The organism is Lentzea sp. HUAS TT2 (genome assembly GCF_051853195.1).
Lineage (GTDB): Bacteria > Actinomycetota > Actinomycetes > Mycobacteriales > Pseudonocardiaceae > Lentzea.
This window is the reverse complement of the sequence record NZ_CP196667.1, coordinates 3,102,997-3,127,458: the sequence shown is the minus strand read 5'-3', so window position 1 is coordinate 3,127,458 and position 24,462 is coordinate 3,102,997. Positions and strand designations below refer to the sequence as shown.

Genomic DNA, 24,462 nt, shown 5'->3' with positions numbered 1-24,462 from the left:
CAGGTTGTCAACACCGCGTCGCCTCGGCATGGTGGGTTCCGGTGCTACTTTGCCGTTGAGCAGCCTGCCCGCGAATCACGGAGGACACCTCGATGAGCCAGCTTGCCTACCCCGTCTCGATCAAGGGCGTGGTGGTCCGCGACGGCAAGGTGTTGCTGCTGAAGAACGAGCGGGAGGAGTGGGAGTTGCCGGGCGGCCGTATCGAGCCCGGAGAGACGCCGGAAGAGTGCGTTGCCCGCGAGATCACCGAAGAGACGCAGTGGAAGGTGACGACCGGGCCGATCCTCGACACGTGGATGTACTACATCAACGTTGCCGAGAAGAACGTGTTCATCGTGACCTACGGATGCCACCCGGTCGGCGACAGCGAACCCGTGCTTTCCCACGAGCACAAGGAAATCGGCTTGTTCACGGAGGACGAGGTGCCGGGCTTGAACATGCCAGAGGGCTACAAGCGCTCGATTGCGACGTGGTTTGAGCGGCTGCGCGCGGACGCGGTCAGGTAAGCCATGACGAGCAGGCGGTGCGATGCGTGCGGAGCCGGGTTGAGTCGGCTCGCCGTCGAACCGATCTGCCCAACGTGTCACGCGAGCGCGCGCCACGCCGCACCGTCCGCGCCCGCTCGTCAACTCATGCCCGCGGTGTGGCTGTGGTCAGCTCCCGAAGCGACGGCTGCACTCAGAAGTCGTGATCTGCCAACGATCCTGCGCGTGTACCGCAGTTTGAACAAGCTGAGTCAGGAACGGCTCGCCGCTCTGCTCGGTTACGACAAGACCTACGTGTCGATGATCGAGACCGGTCGCCGGAACATCAGCGACGTGGCCACTCGGCGGCACATCGCGCGGACGCTCGGGCTGCCGATGCACGCGCTCGGCGTGACCGACAACGACGATGCCGACTTCGCCGCGATGATCCAGTTCGGTGACTCGACCATCCGCCTTGCCGAGATCGCACGCCAGTCAGGCAGGGCCGTCGATGCCGTCAACGAACTGTGGCCGCTGGTCGCACGGCTTGAGGCACGAGCCGCCGAGGGACGGGCCGAACGGGACACGATGATCCTGCTCGGGCAGGGCCGTGCCGCACTCGGCGTCTCGCTCGGCACGGTGCTGCCGGAGGAACGGCTGACGGCTGCCGCCCGCTGGACGGGCAAGGCCTTGGTAATCGCTGAGTACCTCGGCGACCGGGCATTCCTCGCTCATGCGCTGCGGATGCACGGGAACGAGCTGCGCAAGGCTGACCACATCGGCGCAGCCATCGCGCGACTCGGTCGAGCTGTTGCCATGTCCGAGGATCGGGAGGGACAGGGAGCCGCGTTCGCGCTTCTCGCTCGTGCCGCAGGCGAACACGGTGACCCGGACCTGTTCGACCTAGCGATCAACGGGTACCGCGAACGACTCGACGACGGTGGCGGCCGAAGCATGCTGTTCAACCCGTTCACCTTCCGGGAGATCGAGTTGCGCGGCCTGATCTCGACTGGCAGAACCGCCAACGCGGTCCGGATCATGCAGACGCATATGCCGAATGCGGCACCAGTCGCCCCGCAATGGCACATCATCGAGCGAGTCACCGCCGGACAGGTTCTGCTTGCAGCCCGACAGCGAGACGGCGCAGAAGACGCCTTGCGCACCGCGCTCCTTGCCGCTGAGACCTACCGCCTGCCGCACCAGATACAGCGGACAATCCGCGCTGCCGACGATGGTGGACTCATCGAAATCAGCACGAGTGGGCAACTGGCACTACAACGCCTCAACGCCCTTCTTACACCGGGCTGATGAGCTTCGGCCGAGTCGATCTCAGCGGATGACGGTCAGTAACGCGTTGCTGGTCTCACACCGATACAGGGCATGCCTGGCAGCCAGATGTGACACCACTTGCGACTGCGAAAAGAGTTCCGCATGCGCCGATTCACGCTGCCCTTCATCGCGCTAGGCGCAGTAGCCGCTCTGTCCGCCTGCGGCGCTGCAAGCCCTTCGTCTGAACCGTCCCGATCATCAACGGCGGTAACGACCACGACGACTTCCGCTGCACCGCTTCCACCAGTGATCGACACCGCCAAGTACGTAGGCGTCACTGCGAACACAGCGGTCGCCGAGATCCAAAACTCGGCTACTACGTCTACGTGACGCATGCGACCAAGAAGTCGAACCTCTTCCAGATTTCGACTACTGGGACGCTCCCCGAGTCCCTGAACAAGTGGGTCGTGAGTTCGATCGAGGCCAACCGCAGCGCCCAATCGACTGCGACCGTCTGGGTCAAACCTGGAGAACTCACACCAGCGGAGAAGGTCGATGACGCAGTGGAGATTGCGGGACTCAGCTCTGCTGTAGGCAGCACGTACCGAACAGCATCCGCATGGGTGCTCGACGTGTGCAAGAGCATGACTACCCCGGCCCAGTACGTGACCGCGTCGGAGTTCCTCCAGGGACAGATCAACGAGGACGCGAAGAGTCTGGAGATCTTCAAGATCGGCATTCCCCTTTTGTGTCCTGAACACCAAGGCGCACTGAACGACGTGCTCGAAGGGAATGTGCCGTTCGGCAGTGGAACGTACGAGATCGGCACTGGCAAGGGAAAGATCAAGCCCGGTAAGTACCGCACCACTCGCAGTGTCGATGACTGCTACTGGGAGCGGACGCAACCGGACGGCGAGATCATCGACAACAACTTCGTCACCCACGCGCAGTCGATCACAGTCACAGTCGCACCCTCGGACGGCAGTTTCACGACACAACGATGTGGAACATGGCAGCTGGTGAGGTAGGGCTCGCAGCCATCGACACCACCCCCACGCCAAGAAAGGCCGGAAACGGTGCACGCGGGGCCTCTGCCGACCGGTCGGGTCCGGTCGCGTTCGGATCACCATTCAGCTCATCCAGATCAGCTCTCGGCACCTGATCCGAACGGTTTCAACGGTGATCCGGATGGCGCGGGCTGCAAGGCGAACGTCCACACCGAGCCCTGCCCGAAGCCCTGCCGGGTGGTCGCGATGCCCGCGCGCTTGCGAGCATGCTTGAGCGTCGCCTCTGCGATCCCGTCGGGCGCGGGCGGCCTTGACAATGTCGGAGGTCTACGAGCAGCGCTGAACGACGCGATCGCGCAGCAGATCATCACGTTCAACCCGGCCGCTCACGTCGAGATCGAGCCAGGCAAGCGTCCCAAGGCTCTGGTGTGAACTGCTGAACGCGTCGAGTAGTGGCAACGAAGGACTAGAAGCCGTCACCGGTCATGGTCTGGACGCCGGAGCAGACGGGCGAGTTCCTCGACCTGGTGCACGAGGACAGGCTGTACGGGCTGTATCACCTGATCGCATTCCGAGGACTGCGTCGAGGCGAGGGGTGCGGGCTGCGCTGGTCAGACGTCGACCTCGACGCGAAGACGGCGACGGTCGCGACTCAGGTTCGTGCTCGACAGGTGGAACGTCGAGGAGGGAGACCCGAAGGCGTTCAGCAGTGCGCGAGTCGTCGCGCTGGACGCTGAGACGGTCAAGGTCCTGCGGATGCATAGGGCGCAGCAGGCAGCCGAGCGGTTGGAGTGGGGCGAGGCCTGGGCCAACACGGGCCGTGGGTTCACCGAGGCCAACGGGACGCTGCTGTACCCGGCAAGGTGCCCAGACGTTCGAGAAGAACGTGCGGACGTCGAGCCTGCCGCCGATCCGGCTGCACGACCTGCGGCACGGTGCCGCGACGCTCGCGCTCGCAGGCAGTGCGGACATGAAGACCGTGTAGGAGACACTCGTCCATCAGCATCACGTCGGACATTTACACGAGCGTTCTTCCCAGGGGCGCTCACCGCGCCGCCGAAGCAGCGGCCAAGCTCGTCTCGCGTAGATCCACCGGAACCGATGGGCACACTTCGGCCACACGAGGCCCAGAGCAGCGCAGCTCTACAACTCGTCACGAACCTGGGAACAAAGAAAGACCCAGGTCAGGAAGCCTGACCTGGGTCTTATCTCACCGAGCCGCCTATCGGAATCGAACCGATGACCTGCTCATTACGAGTGAGCTGCTCTGGCCGACTGAGCTAAGGCGGCGAGATGCGATAACTATAACCGACCCGCAACCGCGTTACTCACGGGGGTCGGCTTCGTTGTACGGACCGTGACCGATGTCACGACCTCCCCACCGCCGAGGAGTGGTCAATGCGCCGATCGTTGTCCGTGCCGCTGGCTGGCCTGTTGCTCGCGCTCGTCGCGGCACCCGCGCTCGCGCAGCCTCCGACCACTCCGGTGCCGGGGCCACGCGATCCGAACCAGCCTCCGGCATCGGCGCCGAACGGGCCTCAGCCCCTCGCGCACGCGGTAGGTGATGCCGGTACCGGGCTCAGCGTCATCCGGCTCGGGCCGCAGGGGGTGCCCACGAACACGATCCTGCCCGGGCTCGGCGAGCAGTTGCCGAAGCAGTCGGTCACCGAGTTCGGGGTGGGGCTGGCGAGCGCGCAGGTCAACACCGAGGCGTTCCTGAGCACGGAGCGGGTGGTCACGCAGGCCAACCCGTTCGGGTTCGCGGTGGCCGGGCGGTCGCCGCAGTCGCCGGGGACGCTGGTGCAGACGGCGATTCCGGACAACCCGCAGCCGACGAACGGTGGGCTGCCGATTCCGGAGACGCCGCTCGCGAAGCTCAAGCTGCTCAACGGCAGTGTGCACGCGCGGTGGGACGAGAAGCTCGGGCCGTGCATCAGTCCGCTGGCCACGGCGCGGACGTCGCTGGCCGGGCTCGAAGTGCTGAGCGCGTTGCCGGCCGAGGTGCCGTTGCCGGTGAAGACCAGCCTGATCAGCATCCCGGACACGTTCGAGGCGAGCTCGGTGGTCAAGCTCGTGGACCTGCCCGGCAGCAAGAACAAGGCGGTCGAGTCCACCTCGACGATGCGGGCGGTCAGCGTGGAGCTGGCCGGGGGCATCAAGATCGACGTCGCCAGCCCGCCGACGCTGAAGGCCATGGCCACAGGGGACGAGAAGACGTCCACGATCACGTACACCGCGCCGGTGCTCAAGGTCAGCCAGAACGGCAAGGAGCTCGGCACGCTGGACGCCGCTCACCCGACGCTGGACATCCCGTTGTTGCTGGACCTGGTCGTGATCAAGCTGCAGATCGCGGGGCTGAGCGAGAAGAAGGCGGCCTTCACGGGCAACGGGTTCAGCGGCTTCCAGCTCGGGGCCACGGCCAGGATGCTCGACGTGCAGGTGCTGCCGACGGACAAGCTGAAGCTGCCGAACCTGCCCACGGCGCTCGCGCAGATCTCGCTGGGCGAGCAGATCGTGCGGGCCGCGGCGCCGCAGGGTGGCGTGATCTGCGGAACCAGTCAGCCGCCGACGACCGTGCCGCAGCAGCCCGGCGCGCCGGCGGCGCCACCCCGCGGGGCGCCGCCGCTGGCCTACACGAACGCCGCGTACCAGTCGATCCCGCTGTTCTGGACCGGCACGGCGTTGCTGCTCGCGGGCGTGGTGATCTTCGCCGCGCTGCCCGCTAGGGCACCATCCAGCCGAGCACAGGGGTCGACCCGGTCGCCGTGACGGAGCTGCGGTGAGCTTCTCTCTAGAAGGCAAGACGGCGCTGGTGACCGGTGCTCGCACGGGCATCGGCGCGGCGATCGCCCGCGGCCTGCACGACGCGGGCGCCCAGTTGATCCTCGTCGGCCGCGGCGACCTCTCCGACGTGGCACCGGCCCTGGCCACGGTCTCCGTGGACCTGGCGCTACCGGAGTCGGTCGAACCCGCGCTGGCACCGGTACTGGCCGAGCACCGCGTCGACGTCCTCGTGAACAACGCCGGCACCATCCACCGGGGCGCCGCCGTGGACGTGTCGCTGTCCGACTGGCAGCGGATCATGGCGGTCAACCTCGACTCGGCGTTCGAGATCTCGAAGCTCTGCGGCCGGCAGATGATCGCCAACGGCGGCGGCAAGGTCGTGAACATCGCGTCGCTGCTGTCCTTCCAGGGCGGGATCCTCGTCTCGGCCTACACCGCCTCCAAGCACGCGCTGGTCGGCATGACCAAGCTGCTCGCGAACGAGTGGGCGGGGTCGAACGTGCAGGTCAACGCCATCGCCCCCGGCTACATCGAGACGAACAACACCGCACCCCTGCGCGCGGACCCCGACCGCGAACCGGCGATCCGCGAGCGGATCCCGGCAGGCCGCTGGGGCACGCCGGAAGATCTGGTGGGCCCGGCGGTGTTCCTTTCGTCCGCCGCGTCCGATTATGTGACCGGACACGTTCTGGTCGTGGATGGAGGCTGGCTGGCGAGATGACCGATACCGCCGTCGAAAAAACGCTCGCCGTGCTGGAGGCCCTGGCCGACCACACGCGCATCACGGACATCGCGCGGGTGACCGGCCTGCCGAAGTCGACGGTCCACCGCCTGCTGCAGGCGATGGTGGACCGCGGCTTCGCGACCATGGGATCGGACGGGTACCTGACCGGCCCGCGGGTCCTGGCCCTGGCAGGCAAGGTCCTCCGCCCCCTCGACACGGTGGAGCGGGCACGGCCGGCCCTGCGCGCGCTGCAGGAGTCGACAGGCTGCACAGTGCACCTGGCCGTGCTGTTCGGCGACGAACTGGTCTACGTGGACAAGATCGAGGCCGACAAGCCGTACCGCATGGCGTCCCGCCTGGGCATGTCACTTCCTGCCCACGGCACCGCCATCGGCAAGGCCGTGCTGGCCTCGCTCTCCACGTCCGAGCTGGACGCCTTCCTCACCCGCACCGGCCTGCCGGGCAGGACACCGCACACGATCACCTCGGCGCCGCGGCTGAATGCCCAGCTCACGCGGGTCCGCCGCTCCCGGTTCGCCCTCGACGACGAGGAGAACGAGGTGGGTGTGCGTTGTGTGGGTTCGGCGATCCGGGACCACTCGGGAACCGTGATCGGCGGGCTGTCGGCGTCCTCACTGGCGATGGAGCACTCGCTGCCGGAGCTGATCGCGCTCGGACCGCGGGTGCTGCGGGCGGCGGACGAGGTGTCGGCGGCGCTCGGCTGGCTCTAGGCCTGGTGCAGGTCGAGCAGGCGGGCGATGTCGTGGAACCCGGCCGGGCACGCGGACAGCACGGCCTCGTGCCCTCCGGCGGTCCGCGCGTACTCCAGCAGGAAGCCGGGATCGATCAGGTCCGGGCTGTAGATGTGCGCCTCCACGACCACCCCTGCATCGCTCTCGCACCGGAAGTGCGGGTCGTGCCAGTGGATCCACCACGTCCGGCCGCCGGCCTCCACCACGTCCGGCCGCCGGCCTCCACCTCGTCCGGGGTGTCGTCGTCCACGTCAGGATTCGGCAGTGCGCCGACCACGGCACGTGCCACCGCGCGGAACTCCGCGATCAGTCGGTCCAGCTCGGGCCTGAGTCGCACCGCCGTCTCCGCGGTGACGGTCACACCGAAGTCACCCACGGTGCAGCGTCGTCACCATCGCCTCGACGGCGATCCGCGGCTTCACGTTGACCTCGATGGCCTCCCGGCACGCCAGCACGGCCTCGAGCCGTCGCAGGATCGACTCGGAGGACCAGGTGGCGGCCGCGGTCTTGGAGTCGCTGGCCCGATCCGGGTGCATCAACGCCACCTCGGACCCGGTCTTGGTCACCAGCGCGTCCCGGTAGAACCCGGCCAGGTCGACCAGTGCCATGTCGAGCGAGTCGCGCTGGGTCCGGGTGGCGCGGGACTTCTGCCGCTTCTCCAGGTCCTTCAACGCACCCTTGGCGCCGCGGGAGGCGGCCGCGGTGCCCTTGCCGGTGCCTCCGGCGCCCATCGCGGTCTCCAGGGCCTCGCGCTCCGACTCGTTGCGCGACTCGTTGGCGGTGGACGCGTCGTCCTCCGCCGCCTTGATCAGCTCGTCCGCGCAGGTGAAGACGTCGGCCGGCTTGCGCAGCGCCAGCGGGATCCGCAGCACGGCCTCGCGCCGGGCACGCGACAGCTCGTCGGCGGCCAGGCGCCGGGCGCGTCCCACGTGGCCGCCGCACACCGAGGCCGCCCACTGGGCCATCTCCGGCGAGACCCCGTCGACGGCCTCCAGTGCCGAGGCGATGGCGGAGGGCTTGGGCGACCCCAGCGACACGAGCCGGCAGCGGGAGCGGATGGTCACCGACACGTCGTCGGGGTGATCGGACGGTGCGCACAGCAGGAACACCGTGCGCTCCGGGGGTTCCTCGACGGCCTTCAGCAGGGCGTTGGCCGCGCCCTCGGTCAGGCGGTCGGCGTCCTCGATGATCACCACCTGCCACCGGCCGGAGGTGGGGCGGCGGGCGGAGATCTGGACCAGCGAACGCATCTCGGCGACGGAGATCGACAGACCCTCGGGCGCCACGACGCGGACGTCGGCGTGCGTGCCGTGCAACGTCGTGCGGCAGCCGTTGCACTCGCCGCAGCCCGGGCGGTCGTCCGTCACGCTGCACTGCAGCGCGCCGGCGAAGGCACGGGCGGTGGACGAACGGCCGGAGCCGGGCGGGCCGGTGAAGAGCCAGGCGTGGGTCATCACGCCGGGAGCCGGGGTGCCGCCCGCGACGATCATGGCCGCTGCCTCCGCGGACGCCGACAGGGTCGCCACCGCGTCGGGCTGGCCGACCACCTCGTCCCACACGCTCATGGGTGCAGTCTTCCAGCGGGCGGTCAGACCGCGGCTTCGGGGACCCGGCGGCTCCGGGTGGCGAGCAGGGGGATCACGGCGGAACGGACCCGGTCAGCCACCACGTCGGTGTCGCCCTCCGCCTCGACCACGACGTAGCGGTCGGGGTCTGCGGCGGCCATCTCGCTGAGCAGCCTCTGCACGCGCCAGTGGTGTTCGGGACCGATGCTCTTGCCGTCCGGCGTGGGGCGGTCCAGCAGGATCGTCAGGTCCGGGCGCAACCGGCCGGTGGCCCAGTCGACCAGGCCTTCGAGCTCCTGGTGTTCCAGCGAGCTGGTGGCGCTGAAGTGCGCGAGCGGCGAGTCGACGTAGCGCTCCATCACCACGATGGAGCCGCTGTCCAGAGCGGGGCGCACCTGCCGTTCGACGACATCGGCACGGACGGCGGCGGCTACGAGAGCTTGTGCACGCACGCCGGCCAACTCGACGGACGACAGCATCGTGCGCAGGCGGCGTTCGTCGTGTTCTGGGTCGGCGGCCAGCAGCACTTCGAGGCCCTCGGCGCGCAACGCGGCGGCCAGGCGGCGGGCCTGCACCGACGTGTCCTCGCGGGTGTCGCCCTCGACCGCGATCAGCATGCCCTTGGAGTGCCGGCGGCCGCGGATCGCCGCGAACAGCGACGACAGCACCGGCTCCTCACGCCGGTCGTCCATCTGCCGGTACGCGACGAGGCCCAGCACGATCGCGATCACGGCCCCGCCGACCATCACCGGACGGCTCGCGTCGACCTCCATCGGGTGGCCGAACACGCTGATCTGCCGCTTCTGCAGCAACGTGAGCAGCAGCGGCGCGCCGGCCGAGGCACCGAACAGCACGACCTTCAGCAACGTCTGGATCAGCGCGACCGTGCGGCCGCGCATGTCGTCCTCGACCTGCGAGCCCACGATCGTCAGACCCGTCAGGAACGCCACGCCCGCGCACGCGCCGACCAGCGCCACCGTCAGCAGCGCGATCCACAGGTGCGGAGCGAACGCGACCAGCGCGAGCGAGATGCCGGCGAGCACGATCGTGACGCCGAACAGGCGGTTGTAGGCGAGGCGCTGGGCGAGCCGCGGTGCCGTCGCCATGCCGACCGCGAGCCCGAGGAACACGGCCACGAACAGCAGGCCGAACGTCGAGGCGCCGCCCAGCAGCGACAACGCGTAGAGCTTGGCCGTGCCGATCACGACACCGGCCGCGGCGAACGCGCCGATCATGCCGATGAGCAGGCCGCGGACCAGCGGCGTCTTGCCGGCGAACCTCAGTCCGTCGCGGAACATCGCGATGAAGCCGAGCTTGTCCTCGTCGTCCTTCTTGCGGGTCGAGGAGACACGGCCGGAGAGCTCCGGCAGCCGGGTCGCGACCAGGATCGCCGAGGTGAAGTACAGCAGGCCGTTGATCACCACCGCGATCGTCGCGATGCTGAACTCCAGGTTCCCGCCCTGCAGGTTCAGGTACGCGGGGATGCCCGAGATCAGCGAGTAGAGGCCGAACCCGCTGATCGTGGAGATGCCGTAGGTCATCACCAGGCCGAGCTGGTTCGCCGACTCCACCTGGTCAGGGCGGCGCAGCAGGTTCGGGACCGCCGACTCCTTGGCCGGGATCCACAGCATCGCGCAGCAGCCGACCAGGAAGTTCGCGACGAAGAGCCAGATCGGCGAGCCGACCAGCGCGATCGAGATGAACAGCGAGCCGCGCAGGACGTCGCAGATGACCATGACCTTGCGGCGGTCGAACTTGTCCGCGAGCACACCACCGATGGGCGCGAAGAGGATGCCGGGCAGCAGCTGGGTGAGCACGACGAGCGGCAGCGCGAACGACTGCCACTCGTAGCTCTTCATCATCGTGGAGACCAGACCGGTCAACGCGAGCAGTGACAGCCAGTCACCAACGCTGCACAGGTAGGTGACGAGCCAGAGCCTCCGGAACGGCCTGATGGCGAGTACCGATCGAAGCCGGTGAACCGTGGACACGCTGGACTGGGCCTGCCCTGCCTGGCCTGCCTCGGTCACCGGTGTGTCCGCGTCCGAAATTTCAGTCACCCCTAAGTCGCCACTCCCGTGCGGTCAGCGTAACCGGATGTGGTGAGCCGGCACGCCGGACTCACAACACGGCTAGCTGAAGATCGCTCCGAGGATGCCGAGCAGGACGAGGACGAAGAACCCGATGACGAGCAGGCAGCCGATGAACGCGGCCACCCCGCTCGTCTGCGTTGCGGGCTGCTGCTGTTGCTGTTGCTGTTGCGGCGCAGACATTTGGTACGTCGGGGCGAACTGCTGGACCGCGTACTGATGTGCCGGCTGGGGCGCCCGCTGCGCCCGTCCACGCGGCCGCCGCTGTTCCTGCTGCATCTGCGACCAGACGGCCTGGCGCGCTTCCTCGGTGGGTGCCGGGGGTGTCGGCACCGCCACACGTGAGCTGAGTGACGTCCATTGAGGAGCGACGAAACTGTCAGCCGTCACCAGCCCCGCGAGGGGGTCGGGGTACAGCTTGGGAGGCGGCGGGGCCTGAGTCCCGTCCGGTCCGAACTCGTTGATCGGCACCGCCACCCCCTGCTCAGCTCTTGGACTTGGCCGGAGCCTTCTTGGCCGCGGGCTTCTTCGCCGCCGCCGGCTTCTTGGCAGGAGCCTTCTTCTTGACCGGCCCCTTGGCGCGCTTCTCCGCCAGCAGCTCGGCCGCGCGCTCGTCGGTGATCGACTCGACGCTGTCGGTCTTGCGCAGCGACGCGTTGGCCTCGCCGTCGGTGACGTACGGGCCGAAGCGGCCTTCCTTGATCACCATCGGCTTGCCGGACACCGGGTCGTTGCCCATCTCGCGCAACGGCGGCGCGGCGGCGGCACGGCCGCGCTTCTTCGGCTCGGAGTAGATCTTCAGCGCCTCTTCGAGCGTGACGGTGAAGATCTGCGACTCGTCGACCAGCGACCGCGAGTCCGTGCCCTTCTTCAGGTACGGGCCGTAGCGGCCGTTCTGCGCGGTGATCTCGGCACCCGTCTCCGGGTCCTTGCCGACCACGCGCGGCAGCGAGAGCAGCTTCAGCGCGTCGTCGATCGTGACCGTGTCCAGCGACATCGACTTGAACAGCGAGCCGGTGCGCGGCTTCGGGGCCTTCGCCTTCGACGACGTGCCGTTCTCCGCGGCCTCGGGCAGCACCTCGGTCACGTACGGGCCGAAGCGGCCTTCCTTGGCCACGATCTCGTTGCCCGAGACCGGGTCGGTGCCGAGCGAACGGCCCTCCTGCGGCGTCGAGAAGAGCTTCTCGGCGATCTCCGCGGACAGCTCGTCCGGCGCCAGGTCGTCCTGCACGTTCGCGCGCTGCGCGGCGCCGTCGACCTCGCGCTCGAGGTACGGCCCGAAGCGGCCGACGCGCACGACGACCGTGCGGCCCTCGGCGTCGCTGAACAGCGGGATCGAGTTGACCTCGCGCGGGTCGATGTCCTCGACACCCGTGCCGACCAGCTTCTTCAGACCGCCGGAACGGCCGATCGAGCCGTCGGGACCGACGCTGCCGCCGAAGTAGAAGCCGGACAGCCAGTTCGTGCGGCCCTGACGACCTGCGGCGATGCCGTCCAGCTCGTCTTCCAGCGCGGCGGTGAAGTCGTAGTCGACCAGGCGGCCGAAGTGGTTCTCCAGCAGCCCGACCACGGCGAACGCGACCCACGACGGGACGAGGGCGGCGCCCTTCTTCCACACGTAGCCGCGGTCCTGGATGGTGCTGATGATCGACGAGTAGGTGGAGGGACGGCCGATGCCGAGCTCCTCCATCGTCTTGATCAGCGACGGCTCGGTGTAGCGCGAGGGCGGCGAGGTGGTGTGACCGTCCGCGGACAGCTCCGCGATCGTCAGGTCCTGGTCCTTGACCAGCAGCGGCAGGCGCGACTCCGCGTCGTCCGACTCGCCACCGGCCTCGGCGTCGACGGTCTCGACGTAGGCCTTGAGGAAGCCGGCGAACGTGATCGTGCGACCGGACGCGGCGAACGTGACCTCCTGGCCAGTGCCCGCGCGGCCCTGGATGCGGATGCTGGTCGTGTTGCCCCGCGCGTCCGACATCTGGGAGGCGATCGTGCGCTGCCAGATCATCTCGTAGAGCTTGAACTCGTCCGAGTCGAGCTCGGCGGCCACCTGGCCAGGCGTGCGGAAGACCTCTCCCGCCGGCCTGATCGCCTCGTGGGCCTCCTGCGCGTTCTTGACCTTGCGCGTGTACTGGCGGGGCTGCGGCGAGACGTACTGGGCGCCGTAGAGGTCCGTGGCCTGCGTGCGGGCCGCGTTGATCGCGGTCTCCGACAGCGTCGTGCTGTCGGTACGCATGTAGGTGATGTAGCCGTTCTCGTACAGCTTCTGCGCCGTGCGCATCGTGCGGTCGGCGGAGAAGCGGAGCTTGCGGCCCGCCTCCTGCTGCAGCGTCGAGGTCATGAACGGCGCGTACGGCTTGCGCGTGTACGGCTTCTCCTCGACGGAGGCGACCTTGACCGGAGCGTTCTGCAGCCCGGCCGCGATGGCGCGTGCCTGCGCCTCGTCCAGCACGGTGACGTCGGCCTTGCCGGTGAGCTTGCCGTCCGAGCCGAAGTCGCGGCCCGTCGCGAGACGCGTGCCGTCGACGGCCACGAGACGCGCGCCGAACTGACGCGGCGTGGCGCTCTCACCGGCGTCCATCTGCGCGGAGATGTCCCAGTAGCTCGCGGAGACGAACTTCATCCGCTCGCGTTCGCGCTCCACGACCAGACGGGTCGCCACGGACTGCACGCGGCCTGCCGAGAGCTTCGGCATGACCTTCTTCCACAGCACCGGGCTGACCTCGTAGCCGTAGAGACGGTCGAGGATGCGGCGGGTCTCCTGCGCGTCGACCAGGTCCTGGTCGAGGTCGCGGGGGTTGGCCGCGGCGGCCTGGATCGCGGACTCGGTGATCTCGTGGAACACCATCCGGCGGACGGGGACCTTCGGCTTCAGCGTCTCCAGCAGGTGCCACGCGATGGCTTCACCTTCGCGGTCACCGTCTGTCGCGAGGTAGAGCTCGTCAACGTCCTTCAACGCTTCCTTGAGCTCGGTGACCAGCGACTTCTTGTCGGCGGAGATCACGTAGAGGGGCTCGAAGTCGTGGTCGACGTCCACGCCGAGCCTCGCCCAGGCCTGGCCCTTGAACTTCGCCGGAACGTCGGCGGCACCGCGCGGCAGGTCCCGGATGTGTCCCCTGGAGGACTCCACGACGAAGTTGCTGCCGAGGTAGGACGCGATCTTGCGCGCCTTGGTGGGCGACTCGACGATCACAAGCCGTCGAATGTTGCCGCCCTCTCCTCCGCTGCTCTTTTTCGTCCGTGTCGATCCAGCCACTCGCCGTCCCGCTCTCTTCCAAACCCGGTTCCCAGGCCCGCCAGTGTTGCCCAGCGTCGGCCGAAAAGCACACCATCCGTCATGTCTCCGCGACGCCCGTACGACGAGACAGAGTGACACAACCATGCCGGACGGCCCGCTCAGGCCGCCGGCCAGGTGCTCATCGCCACTCCCTGAGGAGGGCTTCCGACCAGCTCAGCGAGCCGTGCCAGCCGTCGTCGGCCGGTCACCCGCAACGCCGGAGCCCCTACCAGGGTGCACGGAAGTCCCGACGCGAGCAGCGCATTTTGCAATGGTGCGTGTGTCTGCGGTGCGTTGGGGTCCAAACCGAGCAGATAGGCGGACTCCATCCAGCTGCCCGCGGCCAGCGCCCAGACGCGCAGCACTGCTCCGTTCAGCTCGAAGTCCGGCGGCACGGTTTTGACAGATCCGTCCAGCCAGCGGGCAGCCAGTGGGGTGAGATCGGTGCGGAACGGCGTGCGGACGAAGTGCGTTCCGGCCTCGTTGACGCACAGTTCCGTGGTCACCCCGCGCTCGGCGCAGGCCTGCTTGAGGGGGCGCAGTCGCCAGTCGTCGAGCAGCTCGGTGTACACGCGGGCGGCTGTACCGCGCGCGAAGCTGACGGCCTGACCCGGCCCGCAGAGGAAGCCGGCTAGGTCCGCCTTGGCCGGGGTGCGTGCCTCGGCCGAGAAGAAGGACAGCTGCCCAACCACGGCCCACAGGGTAGAACAGACGTTCGACTGTTGCTAGTGGGACCAGTGTTTTGAACTGTGCTTTGAACGAGTAGGCAGCACAGGCAGGGTGTTGCCCATACGAGCGCCGGGGCGCCTACTGCTGGCCAAGGCCCGAGGCGCCTACGGCAGGCTGAACGCGGGACGCGCCTACTGCTGGCCGAGCTCCTGGCCCTTCGACTTGATCTCCGTGCACGGTCGCGACTTGCCCAGCTCCGCTGCGTACTTCGGCCGCTTCTGCAGTTCCTGGAAGGTCGCGCGGAGGTCCTCCGGCGTGGTCACCACGTTGGTGTCGGCCAGCACCTTCTCGGCGCCTTCGAGGAACTGGGCGTTGGGCTCCAGCGCCTGCACGGGAGCCTGCGCGGCGCCGTACGACCTCGCCGACTCCGCCACGAACTTGACCAGCTGCTCGTGCACGTTCTCCAGGTCGTCCTCGGGCGCGCCGAGCTCCTTCAGCTTCTTCTCCGCCGCGGCGAACGCGGTGGCGTTCGAGGTGACGAGTTTGACGTAGGCCGTCTTGACCGCGCTGACGTCCGCAGGGTCCTGTTTGCGCAGCTCCAGGCCCGCTTCCATGCCCGGGAGGACGCCGCCGCAGAACGCGTCCACCCACTGCCGCTGCGCGTCCGTGATCGGCTTGTCCTCGGCGGAACCACAGGCGGTCAGCACGACGGCACCGGTCAGCACAGCGAGCAGGCGTGTCCTCATCGACCTAGTTTCCCGGACCGCCGAACTGTACCCGTTCGGGCGATCCGGGAATCCCTATCTCTGCTGGTCAGGACGCAGGAGGCGAGGTCTGCAGGCTCTTGCAGCCGTCGGCCTTGCGCGCCACCTCGCCGAGGCCCGAGTCGTCGAACTTCTTCTGCACGGCGGCACCGGCCGCGTCCAGTTCGTTCGCCCTGGCGACCATCTCGGTGAAGGCGGTGACGGCCTGGGTCGCGTCGGCAGAGGAGTCCAGCTTCGACCTGGTGTCGGCGAGCAGCGTCTTGATCTGCCCCATGCCGTCCTGCGCGGCGGTGGCCAGCTCCTTCGACTTCGGGTGCGGGCCGTTCTCGAGCGCCTTGAGGTCCGCGATCGACTTGTCGACCGCGGTGACCTTGGTGCCGAGCCAGTCCGACAGGCCCGCCTTGAGCTTCGACGGGTCGTTCATGTCGATCGGCGGCTCGTCGGACATGATCTTCACAGTGCTGTCGACGGCGCCGCAGACCTTGTCCATCCACGCCACGACCTCGGCCTCGCTGGGTGCAGGAGGCGTGGACGAACCTTCGCTGCTGCACGCGGTGACCACGAGCAGACAGCACGACACGGCTGCGAGGACTGTGCGGCGCATGGACCGGAAGCTACTCCGGATGGCCCCGCTCAACTCGTCGGCGTGACGTTGAGGCGCTGCATCTCCTGGCACTTCTGCGCCGTCTGCGTGGCCTTCTGCAGCTCGGGGACGTCCTTGAGGTCCCGCAGCGGGTCAGCGAGCTCGGAGAGCTTGGCGATGGCCTCTCCGGCGGCCTGGAGGCCTCCGGTGGCGTTGTTGGCGTCGGCCTGCTCGACCTTGACCTTGGCGTCGGCGAACACGGCGCTGAGCGAGGTGAACGTCTCGGCCATCCTGGTGACGGCAGCCTCACCGCCCGCGACGGGCGACGGGCCGACGTTCTTGAGGCCCTCGGCCGACTTCGCGAACGCGTCGGCGAGCTGGCCCATGTACGCGGCCATCTCGGCCTTGAGCTTGGTGGAGTCGCCCGCGTCGAGCTTGGGGGCCGTCTTCTCGATCTTGGCGAACTCGGATGCCGCTCCGCACACCTTGTCCATGTAGGCGACGGCCTGGGGGTTGGCCGCTCCACTGGTGGGCGTTGATGAGGTGCCGGAGTTGCCGCCGGTGGTGCACCCGGCCAGCGCAAGGGCGGCAACAGCGGCAGTGGCGACGAGGCTGCGCCTCATGTCGGAACTCCTCGGTCGGGGTACGTCGGGGGGAGACCCGAACGTACCCCGGCCCGAGGGGGAACTACGCGGCGCCGTTGCTCACGGACTCCGCAGGGGTGTCCGTGATCGCGGTGCCGCGACGCTTGGACACGACCACCGCACCGACGATGATCAGGGTCGCGACCAGGGCGATCGCGATCCGGATCGGGTCGGACGCGCTGTCACCGATGGAGAAGGTGACGATGGCCGGCGCGATCAGCACCGAGACCAGGTTCATGACCTTGATCAGCGGGTTGATGGCGGGGCCGGCGGTGTCCTTGAACGGGTCACCGACCGTGTCACCGATCACCGTGGCGGCGTGGGCGTCGGAGCCCTTGCCACCGTGGTTGCCGTCCTCTACCAGCTTCTTCGCGTTGTCCCAGGCACCACCGGAGTTGGCCAGGAACACCGCCATCAGCGTGCCGGTCGCGATCGCACCGGCGAGGTAACCGGCCAGCGGGCCGACGCCGAGGCCGAATCCGACGGCGACCGGGGCGAGCACCGCCATCAGACCAGGAGTCGCCAGCTCACGCAGCGAGTCCCTGGTGCAGATGTCGACGACGCGGCCGTACTCCGGCTTCACCGAGTAGTCCATGATGCCCGGGTTCTCGCGGAACTGACGGCGCACCTCGAACACGATGGCACCGGCGGCACGCGTCACGGCGTTGACCGCGAGGCCCGAGAACATGAAGACGACAGCCGCGCCGATGGTGATGCCGACGAGGATGTTCGGGCTGAACACCAGGTTGGTGAACGACACGGGCAGGTCGCCCGCGACGTTGCCGACCTTGGCGATGGCCTGCTCGATCGCGTCGCGGTAGGAACCGAACAACGCGGTCGCGGCGAGCACCGCCGTCGCGATCGCGATGCCCTTGGTGATGGCCTTGGTGGTGTTGCCGACGGCGTCGAGCTCGGTGAGGATCTGCGCGCCCTCGCCGTGCACGTCACCGGACATCTCGGCGATGCCCTGCGCGTTGTCGGAGACCGGGCCGAACGTGTCCATCGCGACGATGACACCGACCGTCGTGAGCAGACCACAACCGGCGAGCGCGATCGCGAACAGCGAGACGACGACCGAACCGGACAGCAGGAACGCGCCGTACACGGCGGCACCGATGACCAGCGCGGTGTAGACGGCCGACTCGAAACCGACCGAGATACCGGACAGGATCACCGTGGCCGCACCGGTCAGCGAGGTCTTGCCGACCTCCTGCACCGGCTTGTGCTCGGTGCCGGTGTAGTAGCCGGTCAGCCAGAGGATGACGCCGGCCAGCACGATGCCGATGATCACCGCGACGGACGCGATCAGCGCCGGGTTGGCGCCGCCGGCTTCGAGCTTGACCGCGTCGCTGATGCCGTTGAGGTCGGCGAAGGAGCTCGGCAGGTACGCGAACGCCGCGATGGTGCACAGCACCGCGGAGATGACCGCGGAGATGTAGAAGGAGCGGTTGATGGCGGCCAGGCCGTTCTCGCCCGCCTTCGCCTTCGTCGTGTACACGCCGATGACCGCGGTCAGCACGCCGATCGCGGGAACGATCAGCGGGAACAGCAGGCCCTGCACGCCGAACGCGGCGGTGCCGAGGATCAGCGACGCGACGAGCGTCACGGCGTAGGACTCGAAGAGGTCCGCGGCCATGCCGGCGCAGTCACCGACGTTGTCGCCCACGTTGTCCGCGATGGTGGCGGCGTTGCGGGGGTCGTCCTCGGGGATGCCCTGCTCGACCTTGCCGACGAGGTCGGCACCGACGTCGGCGGCCTTGGTGAAGATGCCGCCACCGACACGCATGAACATCGCGAGCAGCGCGGCACCGAAACCGAAGCCCTCCAGGACCTTCGGGGCCTGACCCGCGTACACGAGCACGACCAGCGCGGCTCCGAAGAGACCGAGACCGACCGTCGTCATGCCGACCACACCACCGGTGCGGAACGCGATGCGCGTCGCCTTCTCGCGACCGCCTTCTTCGTTCGCGGCGGCGGCGACACGCACGTTGGCGCGCGTGGACAACCACATGCCCAGGTAGCCGATAGTCGCCGAGAACGCGGCACCGACGAGGAAGAACAAAGATCGGCCGATTCGTTCGGCCAAATCATCTGCCGGTAGCGCGAACAGCAGAACGAACACGATCACGACAAAGATGCCGAGCGTGCGGAACTGCCGGTTGAGGTAGGCCGCTGCGCCCTCCTGAACCGCCTTGGCGATGTCCTGCATCTTGGGGGTGCCCTGGCCGGCGGCCAGCACCTCCTTGAGCAGCACGTACCCGACGGCGAGAGCAGCCAGGGCGACCACGGCGACCACGGCTACGACGCCGCGATCACCCCCGGAGAGCTCAAGGCCCTCCGCGAGGAATTGCCGGGACATCCGTCCTCCTGGTGAGTTGCCATGTGCAGCGCCAAGGCAGACCAGCCGCCCAGCGCGACGTGACGCATCCCTCATTGGATGCGATGAGCGGGGAGTCTAGGGGTTGGTTGCAACGAGGCAACGAAACGTCCCGATCCGTGCACACACCGTTATCTGCGCAGGAAGTCGAGTACGGCCCGGCCTGGACTGTCGGTGGTGTATGCGAAGCTCGATCCCGTGGTGGATCAGGGACGCCGGCTGCTGGACCGCGTGCTGGCGGGTGTGCCCGCCGGGGAGTCACCCCTCACGCACGCGCGGGATCTGCCGTTGCGGCAGGCAGATCACGTGGAGTGGCCTGCGTGGACGGCTCTCCCGGTCGTCGAGGCGTTCGTCGAGACCGGTGTGCGCGAGCCGTGGCGGCACCAGGCCGAGGCCGCTTCGCTCGCGTGGTCGGGGCAGCACGTGGTCCTCGCCACGGGCACGGCGTCGGGCAAGTCACTTGCCTACCAGTTGCCCGTGCTTTCCACTCTTTTGGCGGACACGAAGGCCACCGCGCTGTACCTGTCACCGACCAAAGCCCTTGGGGCGGACCAGCTCCGGTCGCTCGAGGAGCTGGGGATCAAGGGGGTGCGCGCGTCGGCCTACGACGGTGACACCCCGATGGCCGAACGCGACTGGGTCAAGGCGCACGCGAACTGGGTCTTCACCAACCCGGACATGCTGCACCGCGGAATCCTTCCGCAGCACCCGAAATGGCTGCGGTTCTTCCGCAGGCTGAAGTACGTGGTGATCGACGAGTGCCATTCCTATCGCGGCGTTTTCGGCTCGCACGTGGCGTTGTTGATGCGGCGCCTGCGGAGGGTCGCGCGCAAATACGGCGCGGATCCGATCTTCGTTCTGGCATCGGCCACAGTGGCTGATCCTTCTGGTTCGGCGGAGCGTTTGCTCGGCGTCCCCGTTTCCGCTGTCGTGGACGACTTCTCGCCGCGTGCGTCGCGCACCGTGGCGTTGTGGGAACCCCCGCTGACCTCTCTGGAGGGCGAGAACGGCGCACCGATCCGGCGGTCGGCGGGCGCGGAGACGTCGCGGATCCTGGCCGATCTCGTCGTCGAGGGCGCACGGTCGCTCGCCTTCGTGCGCTCGCGCCGAGGTGCGGAGCTGACGGCGATGGGCACCCAGCGGATCCTGTCCGAAGTGGACGCCGAGCTGCCCGGCAGGGTCGCCGCGTACCGGGGCGGGTTCCTGCCGGAGGAACGACGGGCGCTGGAGAAGTCGCTGTCCACGGGCGACCTGCTCGGCGTCGCGACGACGAACGCGCTGGAGCTCGGCGTCGACATCGCCGGCCTGGACGCCGTGGTGGTGGCCGGCTTCCCCGGCACGTTGGCGTCGTTCTGGCAGCAGGCGGGCCGTGCGGGCAGGTCGGGCGACAGCGCGCTGGTGGTGTTCGTGGCGCGCGACGACCCGTTGGACACGTACCTGGTGCACAACCCGGCCGCGGTGCTGGACAGGCCGGTCGAGGCGACGGTGCTGGACCCGCTGAACCCGTACGTGCTGGGACCGCAGCTGGCGTGCGCGGCGTCCGAGATGCCGCTGACGCCGGCCTGCCTGGACGACTTCGGCGGCCCGCTCGCCGAGGCGGTGCTCGCCGACCTGGTGGCGGAGAAGCTGCTGCGCAAACGGCCGGCCGGGTGGTACTGGGCGTCGCACGACCGGCCGCACGCCGGGGTGGACATCCGCGGCTCCGGCGGCGACCAGGTGGCCGTCGTGGAGTCGGACTCCGGCCGGATGCTCGGCACGGTCGACCCGGGATCCGCCTGCTGGCAGGTGCATCCCGGCGCCGTGTACCTGCACCAGGGCCGGTCGTACGTCGTCGACGAGCTCGACCTGGAGAGCGGCCTCGCGATGGTGCACCGCGAAGACCCGGAGTGGACGACGCAGCCGCGCGACTGCGTGGACATCACCGTGGTCCGCGGGATCGAACGCACCGACTTCGGCGGCGTCTCGGTCTGCCTGGGCGAGGTGGAAGTGACGACGCAGGTCGTCGGCTACCTGCGGCGGCTGCCGTCCGGCGTGGTCCTCGACCAGATCCCGCTGGACCTGCCGGAGCAGACGCTGCAGACCCGCGCGGTCTGGTACACGGTCGACGAGTCGCTGCTGTTCGCCGCAGGTGTCGAGGCGAAGCGGATCCCCGGCGCCCTGCACGCGGCCGAACACGCGGCCATCGGCCTGTTACCGCTGTTCGCGACGTGCGACAGGTGGGACATCGGCGGGGTGTCGACGGCCGTGCACCCGGACACGGGCATGCCGACGGTGTTCGTGCACGACGGCCACCCCGGCGGCGCGGGCTTCGCGGACCGAGGCCATTCGGCGTTGCGGGCGTGGCTTTCGGCGACGCGGGCGGCGATCAGCGCCTGCGGGTGCCCGATGGGCTGCCCGTCGTGCGTGCAGTCACCCAAGTGCGGCAACGGCAACGAGCCGCTGGACAAGGCCGGTGCCGTGCTGGTGCTGGACGTGGTGCTGGGCAAAATCGCCTGACCGGGTGGCCGCCGCCCGGTTACCTTGGCGGTGTGACCGCAAGCAGCTGCAACGCCACCGACCGGACCCGTCGCGCCCAGCGCGGCTGAGCCCGGACACCGCCGTGCCTCCGCGCGGCTGATCGCCCCGACACACCACGTCGCAGGGCCTGATCGCCTGACGCGCCACGTCGCAGGGGCGTCCCGGTGCTCCGCCGTGCCCGTTCCCCTCTCCGGCCACGGGTTCATTGGAGTCTGCCTTGTTCACGCCCTTCGCTGATCTGAACGCACTTCTCGCCGACCTCGTCTCGTCCGTGCGCGAGATCCTCGGCCCCACCTACGTCGGCGCGTACCTCCAGGGCTCGTTCGCCCTGGGCGCCGGTGATCTCCACAGCGACTGCGACTTCATCGTCGCCTGCACCGAACTGCCGTCCGGCGACCGCGAAGCCGGCCTCCGCGCCCTGCACGACGAGATCCCGACCCGTCCTGGCCACTGGTCGACGGAGATCGAGGGCTCGTACGCCGACGTCGAGTCGCTGCGGTCGGTGGCGGGCCTCGGGGTTCCGTGGCTGTTCAACGACCACGGCACACGGACTTTGGTGTGGGACCAGCACTGCAACAGTCCGCACGCCCGCTGGATCCTGCGCCACCACGGCATCGTGCTGGACGGACCGCCGATCACGTCGCTGGTCGACGAGGTGCCGGCGTCCGTGCTGCGTTCGTCGATGCGTGCCGAGCTCCCGCACGTGCTGGAAGGCATCCGGGAGTGGGCTCCGATGGGCAACGCCTGGGCGCAGCGCTACATCGTCTCGGCGTACTGCCGCACGCTCTACACCATCCACACGGGAGAGGTGGAGTCCAAGCGCGGCGCCCTGGTGTGGGCGAAGAAAATGCTCGATCAGCGGTGGCACCCGCTGATCGAGCAGGTCCTGCAGGACCGGGACCTCGGCTGGGACGCCGATGCGGTGCCGCGGCCCGGATCCATGGAGGAGACCTTCGCTTTCGCGTCGTACGCGGAAGGGCTCCACCTCTAGCTTTCGTGGGCGCGGCGGGGGCTCACGGGTACCCCCGCCGCGCTCTCCACGTGCCGAACACTGTGTTCCCGCCTGCTACCGCTTCGTGACCGGATCCCTTGGAACATCGGTGGAATCTGGTTCGTTCGTCTCGACAGGACACGCGGGAGGCGACGGTGTCGACTGTCTGCTGACGAACTCCGGGGAGGAGCCGGCTTCACCGACCGCGGCAGAGCTGGCGCCCTGCCACTAACGTCCTCGGTCCGGTCACTGTTGCGGGAGGCTGTCCTTCGGGGTGCGTGTTCGGCTTTTCGCCCGTTCCTCTGCAGACCCCCGACGTGCGGGGTGCGGAGGCCGATCAGTGGACCGGGCTTGGTGGAACGGCCGTGCAGGGCATCGCCTTCGGGGTTGTCGGGGAGAGTCCACGACGACACCCAACACGGCCGGGCTTGGATTCAGTTGTAGGTCAGACGGTTTCGAGCTCGAAGCGCGCCGGGGCGTGCACGGCCTCGACGAGTGCGTCCTGCACGACGTGGGCTTCCGGCAGGTTCCAGCCGCAGACCTGCGGCTTGACCCGCCAGTGCACGACACCGTGCGCCATGGTGGTGGGAGGCAGCGGGATGTACTCGCCCTTGCCGTACAGGTGCACGTCCGCGTTGTTGGCCAGCTCGGCGTTGAGCTTCGAGCCGGACTTCACGAGGAACATCCACCGGCCGGACGGCGTCGCGGCGATCGGCACGGGAACGCCGATCTGCCGCAGTGCGACGGCCGCGCGGTGACCGAGGCCGGCGCCGACCTCGATGGCGTCCACCACGTGACCGGTGGCGACGAGAAGGCTGTAGGAGCGACCCGCCCACCACGTGGCGACCTGGTCGGGACGGGTCCCGATGCGGTCGACCCAGTCGCGGTGCACGGGGATGGGGCCGTGCAGTTCGAGGCCACTGCGGCCGGCCCACTGCGTGACGCCGTTCTCCGTACCGGCCGGATAGGTGCCTGGCAGTACGGGCCAACCGCGGTACGCGAGGCTCACGGCCTCGGCACGCAGTTCGATGCGGAAGGCCCCGCGCCAGCTATCCGACCAATCCATCTTCCGTCGCCTTCTTTCCAGGCTATGACTCGACATCGACAAGGTGTCGGTTTTCGTAGGACACCGCGTCGGTGCCGCCACTACAACTAACGACACCGGCACCGGCCTCCGTAACCCCCGCTCGACAACTGGTAGCTACGGAACGGCGAACGTCCTTTGCCAGACCGAGCAACTGAACTGTCCACGTTTGGTTCGATCACCGTTCAGCATGTCCCGGCGCCGGTGTGAGTCCGCTCACCGCTGTGAGCCGACCGCTCGTCGTGCTCCAAACGCTCTGATCTTCGGCCGGACCTGCTTTGGCGCGAGCGTTCACCGGGCCGAACGGCGTAATCGCCTCCACCTCCACCACCACCTCCCACCCGTTCACCGCGCAGCCCGTCAGCGCGGCCCGGCTTTCCGAAGCCACGAGTTTTGCCTGTTCACAAGCACTTTCCGCGCCTTCGGTGAGACGAGCGGCAGCGGCGAGCGCCGCCAGGTCGGCGGCACCGGTCACCCGGTGGCGTGCGACGACCGCCGAACCGACCTGCGCACCGGCCACCACGACGATGATCAGCGACAACATCGCCACCACACCGCTCACCGCAGCCGAACCCCGCTCGCAGCCGGACCGCTCGCCGTTCATCGCGGCTCCGGCACGGCGAACGCCCGCGCGCTGAGCGGCAAGCCCAGCGGTCCGCGTGTGCTGACGACGACCTCGATCGCGTCAACTTGGCTGTTGATCAAGACATTGGCACCGGACACGATCCGCCCGGCCGCCTCTTCACCGCGCTGCCGTTCACCGCGGGCCGTGAGCCGCGCCGCTTCTCTCGCGGCGTCGGCGCACCGCATCTGCTCGGTGACCGCCACCAGCCCGTTCGCTCCCAGCCACAGGGCCACCAGCAACGCACTGACGGCGATCGCGGCCTCGACCGTGACCATGCCC

The 24,462-nt window shown here is 68.6% G+C and carries 22 protein-coding genes and 1 tRNA gene; 9 read left to right on the top strand and 14 right to left on the bottom strand.

What is annotated here, in order from left to right; all coding sequences use genetic code 11:
- The first annotated feature begins 92 nt into the window (after positions 1-92).
- The 4 genes from ACSHWB_RS15680 (at position 93) to ACSHWB_RS15665 (ending at position 3,172) form a co-directional block, all read left to right on the top strand.
- On the top strand, positions 93-506 hold the full coding sequence (locus tag ACSHWB_RS15680) for an NUDIX hydrolase (RefSeq protein WP_319985338.1): 414 nt from the start codon (positions 93-95) through the stop codon (positions 504-506).
- A gap of 204 nt (positions 507-710) precedes the next feature.
- Positions 711-1,772 (top strand): helix-turn-helix transcriptional regulator, encoded by a 1,062-nt coding sequence (locus tag ACSHWB_RS15675; protein WP_439662752.1) that lies wholly within the window; start codon positions 711-713, stop codon positions 1,770-1,772.
- Between the two features lie 347 nt (positions 1,773-2,119).
- Positions 2,120-2,761: a hypothetical protein gene (locus ACSHWB_RS15670; RefSeq protein ID WP_439662751.1), complete on the top strand. Its 642-nt coding sequence runs from the start codon at positions 2,120-2,122 to the stop codon at positions 2,759-2,761.
- A 249-nt stretch (positions 2,762-3,010) separates the two neighbouring features.
- Positions 3,011-3,172: a hypothetical protein gene (locus ACSHWB_RS15665; RefSeq protein ID WP_439662750.1), complete on the top strand. Its 162-nt coding sequence runs from the start codon at positions 3,011-3,013 to the stop codon at positions 3,170-3,172.
- Between the two features lie 784 nt (positions 3,173-3,956).
- Here ACSHWB_RS15665 and ACSHWB_RS15660 read toward each other — a convergent pair.
- Positions 3,957-4,030: transfer RNA gene (locus tag ACSHWB_RS15660), tRNA-Thr, on the bottom strand.
- 108 nt (positions 4,031-4,138) lie between these two features.
- Here ACSHWB_RS15660 and ACSHWB_RS15655 point away from each other — a divergent pair.
- The 3 genes from ACSHWB_RS15655 to ACSHWB_RS15645 are packed head-to-tail and all read left to right on the top strand — an operon-like array spanning position 4,139 to position 6,979.
- Positions 4,139-5,509 carry a hypothetical protein gene (locus tag ACSHWB_RS15655; RefSeq protein WP_439662749.1) on the top strand — a complete coding sequence of 457 codons (1,371 nt, stop codon included), beginning with the start codon at positions 4,139-4,141 and terminating at the stop codon, positions 5,507-5,509.
- 10 nt (positions 5,510-5,519) lie between these two features.
- Complete coding sequence (locus ACSHWB_RS15650) at positions 5,520-6,245, top strand: SDR family oxidoreductase (protein WP_439662748.1); 726 nt, start codon at positions 5,520-5,522, stop codon at positions 6,243-6,245.
- Positions 6,242-6,979: an IclR family transcriptional regulator gene (locus ACSHWB_RS15645; protein ID WP_439662747.1), complete on the top strand. Its 738-nt coding sequence runs from the start codon at positions 6,242-6,244 to the stop codon at positions 6,977-6,979. The genes ACSHWB_RS15650 and ACSHWB_RS15645 overlap by 4 nt, the downstream gene beginning before the upstream one ends.
- Here the strand turns inward: ACSHWB_RS15645 and ACSHWB_RS15640 are convergent.
- The 10 genes from ACSHWB_RS15640 to ACSHWB_RS15595 form a co-directional block, all read right to left on the bottom strand.
- A complete protein-coding gene (locus tag ACSHWB_RS15640) occupies positions 6,976-7,206 on the bottom strand; it encodes a hypothetical protein (protein ID WP_439662746.1) in 231 nt (76 codons plus the stop codon). The genes ACSHWB_RS15645 and ACSHWB_RS15640 overlap by 4 nt on opposite strands.
- A 162-nt stretch (positions 7,207-7,368) precedes the next feature.
- Positions 7,369-8,565 (bottom strand): DNA polymerase III subunit delta', encoded by a 1,197-nt coding sequence (locus tag ACSHWB_RS15635; RefSeq protein WP_439662745.1) that lies wholly within the window; start codon positions 8,563-8,565, stop codon positions 7,369-7,371.
- Positions 8,566-8,588: 23 nt separating this feature from the next.
- The gene (locus ACSHWB_RS15630) at positions 8,589-10,625 is read right to left on the bottom strand and encodes a bifunctional MFS transporter/dTMP kinase (protein ID WP_439662744.1); all 2,037 of its coding nucleotides are present in this window, start codon (positions 10,623-10,625) and stop codon (positions 8,589-8,591) included.
- Between the two features lie 72 nt (positions 10,626-10,697).
- Positions 10,698-11,126, bottom strand: coding sequence for a hypothetical protein (locus ACSHWB_RS15625; protein WP_439662743.1), 429 nt, complete (start codon positions 11,124-11,126; stop codon positions 10,698-10,700).
- Between the two features lie 13 nt (positions 11,127-11,139).
- Positions 11,140-13,908 (bottom strand): type I DNA topoisomerase, encoded by a 2,769-nt coding sequence (gene topA, locus ACSHWB_RS15620; RefSeq protein ID WP_439662742.1) that lies wholly within the window; start codon positions 13,906-13,908, stop codon positions 11,140-11,142.
- A 140-nt stretch (positions 13,909-14,048) separates the two neighbouring features.
- The gene (locus tag ACSHWB_RS15615) at positions 14,049-14,621 is read right to left on the bottom strand and encodes a hypothetical protein (RefSeq protein ID WP_439662741.1); all 573 of its coding nucleotides are present in this window, start codon (positions 14,619-14,621) and stop codon (positions 14,049-14,051) included.
- Positions 14,622-14,789: 168 nt separating this feature from the next.
- Positions 14,790-15,344 (bottom strand): hypothetical protein, encoded by a 555-nt coding sequence (locus tag ACSHWB_RS15610; RefSeq protein WP_439662740.1) that lies wholly within the window; start codon positions 15,342-15,344, stop codon positions 14,790-14,792.
- Between the two features lie 67 nt (positions 15,345-15,411).
- On the bottom strand, positions 15,412-15,966 hold the full coding sequence (locus ACSHWB_RS15605; RefSeq protein ID WP_439662739.1) for a hypothetical protein: 555 nt from the start codon (positions 15,964-15,966) through the stop codon (positions 15,412-15,414).
- Positions 15,967-15,995: 29 nt separating this feature from the next.
- On the bottom strand, positions 15,996-16,568 hold the full coding sequence (locus ACSHWB_RS15600) for a hypothetical protein (RefSeq protein ID WP_439662738.1): 573 nt from the start codon (positions 16,566-16,568) through the stop codon (positions 15,996-15,998).
- A 64-nt stretch (positions 16,569-16,632) separates the two neighbouring features.
- Complete coding sequence (locus ACSHWB_RS15595) at positions 16,633-18,948, bottom strand: sodium-translocating pyrophosphatase (RefSeq protein WP_439662737.1); 2,316 nt, start codon at positions 18,946-18,948, stop codon at positions 16,633-16,635.
- Between the two features lie 216 nt (positions 18,949-19,164).
- On the opposite strand from ACSHWB_RS15595, the gene ACSHWB_RS15590 reads away from it, so the two are divergent.
- Positions 19,165-21,462 carry a DEAD/DEAH box helicase gene (locus ACSHWB_RS15590; protein WP_439662736.1) on the top strand — a complete coding sequence of 766 codons (2,298 nt, stop codon included), beginning with the start codon at positions 19,165-19,167 and terminating at the stop codon, positions 21,460-21,462.
- Between the two features lie 238 nt (positions 21,463-21,700).
- Complete coding sequence (locus ACSHWB_RS15585; protein ID WP_439662735.1) at positions 21,701-22,474, top strand: aminoglycoside adenylyltransferase domain-containing protein; 774 nt, start codon at positions 21,701-21,703, stop codon at positions 22,472-22,474.
- A 445-nt stretch (positions 22,475-22,919) separates the two neighbouring features.
- On the opposite strand, the gene ACSHWB_RS15580 is transcribed toward ACSHWB_RS15585, so the two are convergent.
- From ACSHWB_RS15580 to ACSHWB_RS15570, 3 genes are all read right to left on the bottom strand, one after another.
- Positions 22,920-23,540, bottom strand: coding sequence for a bifunctional DNA primase/polymerase (locus ACSHWB_RS15580; protein WP_360045821.1), 621 nt, complete (start codon positions 23,538-23,540; stop codon positions 22,920-22,922).
- A 196-nt stretch (positions 23,541-23,736) separates the two neighbouring features.
- Entirely contained in the window at positions 23,737-24,162 is a 426-nt protein-coding gene (locus ACSHWB_RS15575) for an Rv3654c family TadE-like protein (protein ID WP_439662734.1), read from the bottom strand.
- Positions 24,159-24,458 carry a TadE family type IV pilus minor pilin gene (locus tag ACSHWB_RS15570; RefSeq protein ID WP_439662733.1) on the bottom strand — a complete coding sequence of 100 codons (300 nt, stop codon included), beginning with the start codon at positions 24,456-24,458 and terminating at the stop codon, positions 24,159-24,161. Before ACSHWB_RS15570 ends, ACSHWB_RS15575 begins: the two co-directional genes overlap by 4 nt.
- Positions 24,459-24,462 lie beyond the last annotated feature (4 nt).

Coding starts and splice junctions, on each gene's coding strand:
- ACSHWB_RS15645 (WP_439662747.1), top strand. CDS start 6,242: ATGACCGATACCGCCGTCGAAAAAACGCTCGCCGTGCTGGAGGCCCTG.
- ACSHWB_RS15655 (WP_439662749.1), top strand. CDS start 4,139: ATGCGCCGATCGTTGTCCGTGCCGCTGGCTGGCCTGTTGCTCGCGCTC.
- ACSHWB_RS15605 (WP_439662739.1), bottom strand. CDS start 15,966: ATGCGCCGCACAGTCCTCGCAGCCGTGTCGTGCTGTCTGCTCGTGGTC.
- ACSHWB_RS15575 (WP_439662734.1), bottom strand. CDS start 24,162: ATGAACGGCGAGCGGTCCGGCTGCGAGCGGGGTTCGGCTGCGGTGAGC.
- ACSHWB_RS15610 (WP_439662740.1), bottom strand. CDS start 15,344: ATGAGGACACGCCTGCTCGCTGTGCTGACCGGTGCCGTCGTGCTGACC.
- ACSHWB_RS15595 (WP_439662737.1), bottom strand. CDS start 18,948: ATGTCCCGGCAATTCCTCGCGGAGGGCCTTGAGCTCTCCGGGGGTGAT.
- ACSHWB_RS15570 (WP_439662733.1), bottom strand. CDS start 24,458: ATGGTCACGGTCGAGGCCGCGATCGCCGTCAGTGCGTTGCTGGTGGCC.
- ACSHWB_RS15635 (WP_439662745.1), bottom strand. CDS start 8,565: ATGAGCGTGTGGGACGAGGTGGTCGGCCAGCCCGACGCGGTGGCGACC.
- ACSHWB_RS15680 (WP_319985338.1), top strand. CDS start 93: ATGAGCCAGCTTGCCTACCCCGTCTCGATCAAGGGCGTGGTGGTCCGC.
- ACSHWB_RS15600 (WP_439662738.1), bottom strand. CDS start 16,568: ATGAGGCGCAGCCTCGTCGCCACTGCCGCTGTTGCCGCCCTTGCGCTG.
- ACSHWB_RS15580 (WP_360045821.1), bottom strand. CDS start 23,540: ATGGATTGGTCGGATAGCTGGCGCGGGGCCTTCCGCATCGAACTGCGT.